The organism is Roseateles sp. P5_E1 (genome assembly GCF_054049335.1).
The window spans coordinates 1-9,225 of record NZ_JBFUMN010000100.1; the positions used below are offsets into that span (position 1 = coordinate 1).

6 protein-coding genes are annotated in these 9,225 nt (G+C 69.8%); all 6 read left to right on the forward strand.

Annotated features, from left to right (window positions below; all coding sequences use genetic code 11):
• Nucleotides 1-190: 190 nt before the first annotated feature.
• Nucleotides 191-4,072: an eCIS core domain-containing protein gene (locus ACXJKJ_RS29635; protein ID WP_457394829.1), complete on the forward strand. Its 3,882-nt coding sequence runs from the start codon at nucleotides 191-193 to the stop codon at nucleotides 4,070-4,072.
• Nucleotides 4,073-4,089: 17 nt separating this feature from the next.
• Nucleotides 4,090-4,419: a hypothetical protein gene (locus ACXJKJ_RS29640; protein ID WP_457394831.1), complete on the forward strand. Its 330-nt coding sequence runs from the start codon at nucleotides 4,090-4,092 to the stop codon at nucleotides 4,417-4,419.
• A gap of 87 nt (nucleotides 4,420-4,506) precedes the next feature.
• Nucleotides 4,507-5,376, forward strand: a complete 870-nt coding sequence (locus ACXJKJ_RS29645; RefSeq protein ID WP_457325831.1) for a lysophospholipid acyltransferase family protein — start codon at nucleotides 4,507-4,509, stop codon at nucleotides 5,374-5,376.
• Nucleotides 5,373-6,290 carry an aspartyl/asparaginyl beta-hydroxylase domain-containing protein gene (locus tag ACXJKJ_RS29650; protein ID WP_457394834.1) on the forward strand — a complete coding sequence of 306 codons (918 nt, stop codon included), beginning with the start codon at nucleotides 5,373-5,375 and terminating at the stop codon, nucleotides 6,288-6,290. Before ACXJKJ_RS29645 ends, ACXJKJ_RS29650 begins: the two co-directional genes overlap by 4 nt.
• 4 nt (nucleotides 6,291-6,294) lie before the next feature.
• Nucleotides 6,295-8,868 carry an ATP-binding protein gene (locus tag ACXJKJ_RS29655; RefSeq protein ID WP_457394837.1) on the forward strand — a complete coding sequence of 858 codons (2,574 nt, stop codon included), beginning with the start codon at nucleotides 6,295-6,297 and terminating at the stop codon, nucleotides 8,866-8,868.
• Nucleotides 8,869-8,933: 65 nt separating this feature from the next.
• The coding region (locus tag ACXJKJ_RS29660; protein WP_457394840.1) for a hypothetical protein at nucleotides 8,934-9,225 on the forward strand (292 nt) is incomplete at its 3' end.

Here is a 9,225-nt window from a genome sequence, read left to right on the forward strand (position 1 = left end):
CCCCAGCGAGGCTTCGCAACGCCGCGCGCGGGCTTTTGAGTGACAACCCTTCGGGAGAGGGGCTACGCGGGCGCATGGCTTTGTTGCGCGCCTTGCCCGGGCACCCAGCCCGGGTTTCAGCGCGACGCCTAGCCGTGCACCCGCGTAGCCCCTCTCGCACCGATTCCCGTAGCGTTAGCAGGCCCTGACCATGCAGGCGCGCACCGCCACCGCACGCAAGCCACGAGGCGCAGCCAGCCGCGGGCCACCGCGCGCAGCGGCAGCCAAATCATCGGCCGCAGGCCTGCCCCGCTATCTGCAGGACAAGGCCGGCGGCGGCCAGCCGCTGCCGGCGCCGGTGCGCACCGAGATGGAAGGCCGCTTCGGCGTGCCGCTGGCCGATGTTCGCGTGCACACCGATGGCGACGCCGCCGGGTCCGCCGCCGGCATGGGCGCGCGGGCCTACACGGCCGGCAGCAATATCGTCTTCGGCGCTGCCCACTTCGCGCCGGAAAGCGCAGAGGGCCGCGGCCTGCTCGCGCACGAGCTCACCCACGTCGTGCAGCAGCAGCGTGCGGGCGTGCCTGCGACCCAGCCGAGCGCGGCCGACGGTGGCGCCCACCACGACAAGGCCGAACGCGAGGCCGAGGCCAATGCGAAGAAGGTGGCCAGCAGCGCGCCGCTGACGGCCAAGGAAACACCTGCCGCCGGCGTGCAGCGCTCAGGCATTCTGGACACCCTCGGCAACGCCGCGGGCGCCGTGGCCGATTTCGGCGGCGATGTCGTGGATGCCGGCGTGGATGCAGCCGGTTCCGCCGTCGAGGCGGTCGGCGAAGCCATCGGTGCCGTGGCCATGCGCCTGGTGCGCGAAGTGGCACCCAGCCTGGTGCCCGTCATCGAGCGCGGACCGATGGCCCTGCTGCGCGAGATGGTGTCCTCGGCGCTGGACGGCCTGGCCTCGGTGCTCAACGCGCTGGACCCGAGCGGCACGCTGACGACGATGCTGGGCGTGTTCACCGGCCTTGTCGAGCGGGCCAGCGGCATTGCCGCCGCGCTGATCTCGGGCGACTGCCAGCCGCTGTTGAACGCCATCGACGAGCTGAAGACCTTCGTGACGGAAGTGGCCGGCGAAGCCTGGGACCGCTTGACGACCTTCCTGCAGCCCATCGGCGACTTCTTCACCGACCTGTGGAACGGCTATGGCGCGCCGGCCATCGAGTGGCTGCGCAGCAAGGCCGGCGCCGTGTGGGCGCGCATCGAGGCCTTCGGCACCGACATCTGGAACTGGACCGCGCCGGTGCGCAATGCCGTCGGCGATGCCTGGGGCTGGGTCAAGGAGCAGCTCTTCGGGCCGGAGGATGCGACCAGCGCCGACAGCTCCGGCGGCATCGTCGGCTGGATCACGAGCAAGGCCGGCGAGGCCTGGGACTGGGTCAAGGAGCAGACGGCGCCCGTCTGGCAGCCCATCGCCGCCACGGCGCAGAAGGTGGCGGACATGCTGCCGCCGCCGTGGATGCGCAACTTCGGCCAGCAGATGCAGCAGATGTCCACGCAGCTGAACGCGTCGGCCACGGCCATGGAAGGCGGCGATGGCGTGGCCGAGAACCGCGACACGTTGGCCACCGTGCTGCCTTCCGTCACGCAGGTAATTGGCACGGTGCGCAGCGTCATCGTTGAAGCAGGCGGCTGGGTGTCGACCAAGGTGGGCGCGCTCGGCAATGCGGTGTCCTCGCTGATGGGCAGCCTGCGCTCCAACAGCCTGATGGCCATGCTGGCCAATGCCCTGGGCTGGCTGGAGGACGCGGCCCTGCGCCTCGTGAGCTGGGCAGACGAGAAGGTGCGCGGCCTGTTCGACTGGATCCTGCAGGGCTTCGACGCGCTGACGCCCTTCATCGAGAACGCGGTGGGCGTGGTGCGCAAGCTCATCGGCGTGGTGGGCGATCTGATGCGCCTGCCCCAGCTCATCCTGTCCAGCGTCTGGGAGGCCATCCCCTGCTGCATCCGCGAACCCGTCAAGAACTTCGTCTTCAACCAGATCCTGGCGCGCATCCCCGTCTTCGGCCAGTTCTTCAGCGACCCGACGCTGTGGCCGCGGGTGCAGGCTACAGCCCTGCGCATCCTGCGCCAGGTGTTCGTCGACGGCGACCTGGCCGGCGCGGCCTGGACCTTCTTCCAGTCGGTGCTGCGCGTGCTGGGCCTGCCGCCGGAGCTGGTGGTGCAGGTCCTGGCCAAGGCCGCGGCGGCCATTGGCGACATCCTGACCGACCCGGTGGGCTTCCTCATCAACCTGCTAGGTGCGGTGAAGGCGGGCTTCGGACGCTTCTTCGAGAACATCGGCACCCATCTGCTCAACGGCGTCAGCGGCTGGCTGTTCGGCCAGGCCGAGTCCGCCGGCATCACGCCGCCGACCGACTTTTCCATCGGCTCGATCTTCGGCTTCGTGCTGCAGGTGCTGGGCATCACGGTGGAGCACATCTTCGAGCGGCTGACGCTCAAGCTCGACGCCAGCACCGTGCGGCGCCTGCGCCAGATCATGAACCTGGCCACCGGCGCCTGGCATTTCCTGTCCATCCTCATCAACGAGGGGCCGGCGGGGCTGTGGGTGGAGATCCAGAACCAGCTGTCCAACCTGTGGGACCGGGTGCTGGACGGCGTCATCAGCTGGGTCACCGACGCCATCATCGGCCGCGCCACGCGCTGGCTGATGAGCCTGCTGGACGTGACCGGGATCATGCCGGTCATCAACACGCTGGTGGCCGTCTACAACGCCATCGAGTCCTTCATGCAGTACCTGCGCGAGATGCTGGAGATCGTCTCGAAGGTGCTGGACGGCATCCTGGACATCGCCCACGGCGCCATCGACGGCGCGGCCGTTTTCCTGGAGGACGCGCTGGACCGCGCCATGCCCGTTGCCATCGGCTTCCTCGCCAACCAGTTCGGCCTGGGCCGCATCGGCGAGCGCATGCACGAGCTGCTGGAGACCGTGCGCGCGCTGGTCGACCAGGCCATCGACTGGCTGATCGACCGCGCCATCGAGCTGGGCCAGGCCTTCATCGCGATGGCGCGCCGCGGCGTGGCGGCAGTGCGCGGTGCCGTTGGTGCGGTCGTGCAATGGTGGCGCGAGCGCTTCAGCTTCACGACGGAGAGCGGCGAGCCGCACGAGCTCTATCTCGAGGGTGAAGGCGAGGAAGGCGAGCTGATGGTGGCCTCGACGCCGCAGCGCTTCCCCGACTTCCTGGCCGGCCTGCCCGCCAGCGAAGACCGCACGGATGCCCAGCAGAAGTACCGCCGGCTGCAGCAGTTGCGCCGTCGTGCCCGCTCGCTGGGCAGCGCGGCACCGGCTGCGGGCACTGCGGCCGCGGGCGGTTCGGCCGATCCGATGACGTCCAACGATCCTCAGGTGGTTTCCGCCGCCATCGTCGCGCTGATCACCGAGATCGCCACCGTGACCCGGCGCCTGATGCCGGCCGGCGGTGGCGCCTCCACACCGCCGGCGTTCGGCACCGTCACCGCGCAGGGATGGGCCCGTTCCGCGCAGATCGATCGGCTGAACGCCCAACGCTCGCATTGGCCAGTGCGCGGTGGCGAGCCCAGCGTCACGTCGGCGCGCTGGGTGCGGCTGGCCAAGCGCCGCAGCGACGGCAATGCAGGCGACCACCTTTACGTCAAGGGCCACCTGCTCAACCACAACCTCGACGGCCCCGGCAATATCTGGGAGAACCTCGGCCCCATCACGCAGGACGCCAACAACCGCGGCGGCGCCTCGATGCTGCATGCCTTCGAGACGGACGTGAAGACTGCGGTGGACGGCGGCGGCTCGGCGCGCAACTTCAATGTGACGATGAACTACGGCCGCGGCAACCGCGGAGCGGCCCTGAACGAGATCAACGCCGAGCTCGCCACGGCCAGCGCCAGCCGGCGCCGTGAGCTGGAGGCCGTCCGCGGTGTGGTCGAGGAAGAGCAATACATCCCCAGCACCATCACATGCCGAGCCGAGATCCTCAACGCCAGCGGACGCCGGACGTCCAACCTGAACATCAGCGTCGCCAACACCATCACCACGCGCTGGCGCAACTACACCGTCGAACCCTGATGAGCCCGGGAGACCCCATGCTGAACCGTGCCCTCTCCGAACCCTGCACCTTCGCGCTGCTGCAATGGCCGGCGCTGGTCGGCCTGCTGGCCCTCGACCAGCCCGGCATGCTCTGGCTCGCCCTGCGCATCCTGCTCGGCCTGTGGCTGGCGGCGATGCTGATCGCCAGCTACACCGGCGGTCGCGGCGCGGGCTTCGGCAATGCCATGTTGCTGCAATGCGGCCTGGTCGCGGCGGCGTGGTGGATGCATCCGTCCGCCTGGGCCTACGCCTGGCTGGCGGCCATCCCGCTGCTGATGCTGACGGCGCAACGCTTGCGCCTGCGGCGCACGGTGCTGGCGGCCTGAGACAATGGCCGCGCGCCATCAGGGCGCACTTCACCCCTAAGTGATTGTTTTTAAAAGGAATGCCTTGAAAAAACGGCAGGAAACATCGTGGGCCTGAGGCTTCTTGTCGGTTTTGTCTGGCTGCTCAGCTGGCTGCCGTTTCGCGCCATCACGGCCCTCGGCTGGCTGATTGGCAACCTCGTCGCATCGATGCCGTCGTCACGCCGGCACATCGGTGAAGTCAACCTGAAGCTCGCGCTGCCGGACTGGACACCGGCAGCTCGCCGCCGCCTGCTGCGCCAGAATTTCGTCGCCATGGTGCAGATGCTGCTGGAGTACGGCTACGGCTGGTTCGCTTCGCGCGAGCGCCTGAAGCGCCTGGTCCGCATCGAAGGCCTTGAGAACCTGCGCGCGTTGGATGGCCGCAATGTCATCTTGATGATGCCCCACTTCACCGGCCTGGACCTGGCCGGCCTGCGGGTGTCGCTGGAGACGCCGCTGGTCAGCATCTACTCGGTTCAGAAGGACCCCTGGCTGGACGCGTTCTTTCGCGCCAAGCGGCTGCGTTTTGGCACCGGCATCATCTTTGCGCGCCAGCAGGGCACGCGGCCGACGCTGCGGGCGCTGAAGGAGGGCTATCGCCTCTACTACCTGCCCGACCAGGACTTCGGCCACCGCGACTCGGTCTTCGTGCCCTTCTTTGGCGTGCCGGCGGCCACCATCGGCGGGCTGTCGCGCATGGCGGCTGTCACCAAGGCGGCCGTGCTGCCCTGCTACCCGCGCCGCGAGGCGGATGGCTACACGCTGGTCATCGAGCCGGCGCTGGCCAATTTCCCGACCGATGACATCGTCGCCGACGCCACCCGGATGAACGCCGTCATCGAGGCTCAAGCGCGCCGACAATTGCACCAATACTTCTGGCTGCACAAGCGCTTCAAGTCACGGCCTCCCGGCGAGGCTGACTTCTACGCCAAATGACCCACGACATTCCCTATATCAAGCTGCTCATCGTGGCGGTCTTCATCGCGAGCACGATGTACGTGCATTTCCGCGGCCGCGTGCGCCTGCGCTTCTTCCGCCAGCTGATGGATCACTCCACCTTCATGGCGCCCATCAACTGCCTGATGTACCTGTTCTCCAGGCTGCCGGCCAAGCCCTATCTGCCGGTCGCCGGCTTCCCGGAGCTCAAGCTGCTGCAAGACCATTGGCAGGACATCCGCGCCGAAGCCTTCAAGCTGGCCGACGCGGGCGAGATCAAGAAGAGCGACAAGTACAACGACGCCGGCTTCAACAGCTTTTTCAAGACCGGCTGGACGCGCTTTCACCTGAAGTGGTATGGCGACGCGCATCCATCGGCGCGCGAACTCTGCCCGGTGACGACCGGGCTGCTGCAGCGCATCCCGACCGTGAAGGCCGCCATGTTCGCGGCCTTGCCGCCGGGCGGGCGCCTCGTCACCCACCGCGATCCCTTCGCCGGCTCGGTGCGCTATCACCTCGGTCTCGTCACGCCCAATGCCGACAGCTGCTACATCTCGGTCGACGGCGAGCGCTATTCCTGGCGTGACGGCCAGGGCGTCATCTTTGACGAGACCTATCTGCACTACGCAGAGAACCAGTCGGACGTGATGCGCATCATCCTGTTCTGCGACGTCGAGCGGCCGCTCAACAACCCGGTGGCGCGCTGGTTCAACCATTTCATCAGCCACACGCTGATCCGCGCCGCAGCCGCCCCCAACTCGGACACCGACAAGACCGGCGGCATCAACCAGCTGTTTGCCTATGTGCAGCAGGTGCGCATGTTCGGCAAACGCATCAAGGCCAGGAGCCGCTTCGCCTACTACGGCTTGCAGTGGCTGATCTTTGGCGGCTTGTTCGTCTGGTGGCTGTTCTGAACCCATGCTCCGTCTGCGCCTGCTCGGTGGTTTTGAGATCGAGCGGGCCGGCCGCGTCGAGCTGACCCGCCTGCCCAGCCGCGCCAGCGTGCTGCTGCTGGCCCGCCTCGCGCTGGCGCCCAGGCGCCAGCATCCGCGCGAGGAACTTGTCGAGCTGCTGTGGCCGGGTGTCGAACTGGACGTCGGCCGCAACCGGCTGCGCCAGACCMTGTCCACGCTGCGTGCCCTGCTCGAAACCGACGAAGCGCCGCTCTTCAACGCCGACCGCCTGCAGGTCTCGCTGCTGCCCGGTGCGCTGGCTTCTGACGTGCATGACTTCGAGGCCACCCGTCTTGCTTCCCACTATGGCGGTGAGCTGCTGCCCGGCCATTTCGACGACTGGGTCGTCGCCGAGCGGCATCGGCTGGCGGCGCTGGCCGACGATCTGCCCCCGCAGCCGCAGCCGGTGCTCGAGTTCGTGCACGCTCCCGCCCTGCCCTCGTTCGCCACCAGCCTGCCGCGCTATCTGACGCGCTACTTTGCGCCGCCGGGCCGGCTCGAGGCGCTGGCCGCGCGGCTGCCCCAGCTGCGCCTGCTGACGCTCGTCGGCCCAGGCGGCGTGGGCAAGACCCGGCTCGCGGTGGAACTGGCCTGGCTGCAGTTCGGCGAGCACGACTGGAGCTGCGGCATGGCGGCCCTGGCCGAGGTGCGCGWCGAGGCCGGCCTGGTGGCAGCGCTCGAGCGCGCCCTGACCGTCACGCGCGGCGGCGGCTGGCCGGCCATCGAGGCTGCGCTGCAAGACCCCGGCGGCCTGCGGTTGCTGGTGCTGGACAACGCCGAGCAGGCCCTCGGCGTCGTCGCCCAGGCCGTGCAGCGGCTGCTGGCGCAGGCGCCCACGCTGTGCCTGCTCGTCACGTCCCGGCATGCGCTGGAGGTGGACGGCGAAACCCTCGTCGATGTGGCACCGCTCGCAAGTGCTGAAAATTCGGCCCAGGACACCGCCCAGGCTCTCTTCATCGACCGCGCCCGCGCCGTGCGGGCCGACTTCCACGCCAGCCGCGACAACCAGGCCGCGCTGACCGAACTGATCCGCGAGCTTGAGGGACTGCCGCTGGCGCTGGAGCTGGCGGCCGCCCGCGTGCGCAGCTTTTCGCCGGCCCAGATGCTGGCGCAGTGGCGCGGCCTCGGCACGCAGGCCGCGCCACTGCCTGCCTGGCTCGCGAGCCCGACGCGAGCGCCCCGCCACGCCTCGGTGGCGGGCCTGCTGGACTGGAGCCTGGCCCTGCTCGGCCCCGAGCCGCGCGCCCTGCTGCAGCGCCTGGCCGCCCTGTCCGGTGCTTTCGCCTGGGCCGACGTCGAAGCCCTCGGCGGCACACCGGCACTGCTGAATGAACTGGTCGGCCATTCCTTGCTGCAGGCCGCCGGCGACGCCGAGCCGCGCTACCGCATGCTGGAGCTGCTGCGCCGCGGCGTGCTGGCGCACGTGGACGCGGCCGAGCAGCGCCAAGCGCGCCGCAAGCTGCGCGCGGCGCTGTGCGACTGGGCGCTGGCGCTGGGCCTGCAGGCGCCCATCACGGCCTGGGCGCCACGGCGCGAGCAGGCTCGCGCCCTTGTGGCCAGCGCGGCGGACGACAGTGACGCGGCCACCGGCCTGCGCCTGGCGCTGGCCATGCGCCCCTGCTGGGAAAGCGACGGCGTGGACCGCACGCTGGTGGACCAGCTCGGCCTGCTGCTGCAACTCACGCCCTGCTCCGCCGGCCATGAGCTGCGCGCGCAACTGGCCTTCACACACGGCGACCGCGCCCTCGCGCTGGCCGAGGCCGAGCGTGCGCTGCAACTGGCCGGCAGCGACCCCGTCGCCCGCGCACCGGCCCTGGTGCGCCSTGCCTGGGTGCTGCTGGCCGGCGACAACCGCGAGCAGGGCCAGACCCGCCCGCTTGAAGAAGCTATCGGCCTGGCCCGGCGCGTCGGCGACGTGGCCACCGAGGCACGTGCCTGGCAGCAGCTCGCGGCAATAGCCGTGTCGCGTGGCCAGCCCGCGCAGGCCGAGGCGCTGTACGCCCGCGCCCAGGAGCTGTGGGAGGCGGTCGGCCACTCGCGCCAGGCCGCCGCAAGGCTGCGCAACCGCGCCCAGTGCCTGATCGAGCTGGGCGACATCGCCACCGCGCTGGGCTGGATCACCGCCTGCCAGCGGCTGGCCGAGGCCGATGGCGACGGCGTGGGCCAGCTCGACGCGGCCATCTCGCTCGCCATGGTCCACGAAGCCCGCCGCGATTGGCCGGCCGTGCTCGCGGCGGCTCGCCAGGCCTTGCGCATCGCGCATGGGCGTCAGCATCTGCACGCGCGGGCCTTGACGCTGCAGCTCTTCCCCCGGCCGCTGGCACGGCTGCGCCAGCCCGAGCATGCGCTGCAGCTGGCGGCCTTTGCCGAGCAGTACTGGCAGCGCCATCTGGGCGCCTTGGGCTCGCGTGAAGCCCGCGCGCTGGCGCGTGTGCGCCGCCTGGCCGGCGCCCAACTCAGCCGCGACGGCGCCAAGCTGGCCTGGGCCTCCGGGCAAACCCTGAACCTCGCAGAAGCCCTGGCCTTGGCTGGGGCGTGACGAACGGGCGGGCAAGCCACCCTTCGCTAGCATCGAAGGTTTTGGTCTTCCCAACACCCGCCTCCATGCATCGTCTGAACGCCGCCCCCGCCCTGCTGCTGGCCGCAGCCCTGGCCGCGAACGCGCAAGAAGCGCCCAAGCCTGCCGCGCCGGCCGCGTCCGCGGTCTGGAATGTCAACACGCCGCCCGGCGTGGCCAAGACGGCCAACATCGACGTGAAGAGCGGCACCTGGATGAGCGTGGACGTCAGCCCCGACGGCAAGACGATCGTGTTCGACCTGCTGGGTGACCTGTACACGCTGCCGACCGGCGTCGTCGAGGCCAAGGCGCTGACCCACTCCATCGCCTGGGAACACC

Bases quoted from the DNA above. Each gene is read 5' to 3' on its own strand.
- ACXJKJ_RS29650 (WP_457394834.1), top strand. From the start codon at position 5,373: ATGACCCACGACATTCCCTATATCAAGCTGCTCATCGTGGCGGTCTTC.
- ACXJKJ_RS29635 (WP_457394829.1), top strand. From the start codon at position 191: ATGCAGGCGCGCACCGCCACCGCACGCAAGCCACGAGGCGCAGCCAGC.
- ACXJKJ_RS29640 (WP_457394831.1), top strand. From the start codon at position 4,090: ATGCTGAACCGTGCCCTCTCCGAACCCTGCACCTTCGCGCTGCTGCAA.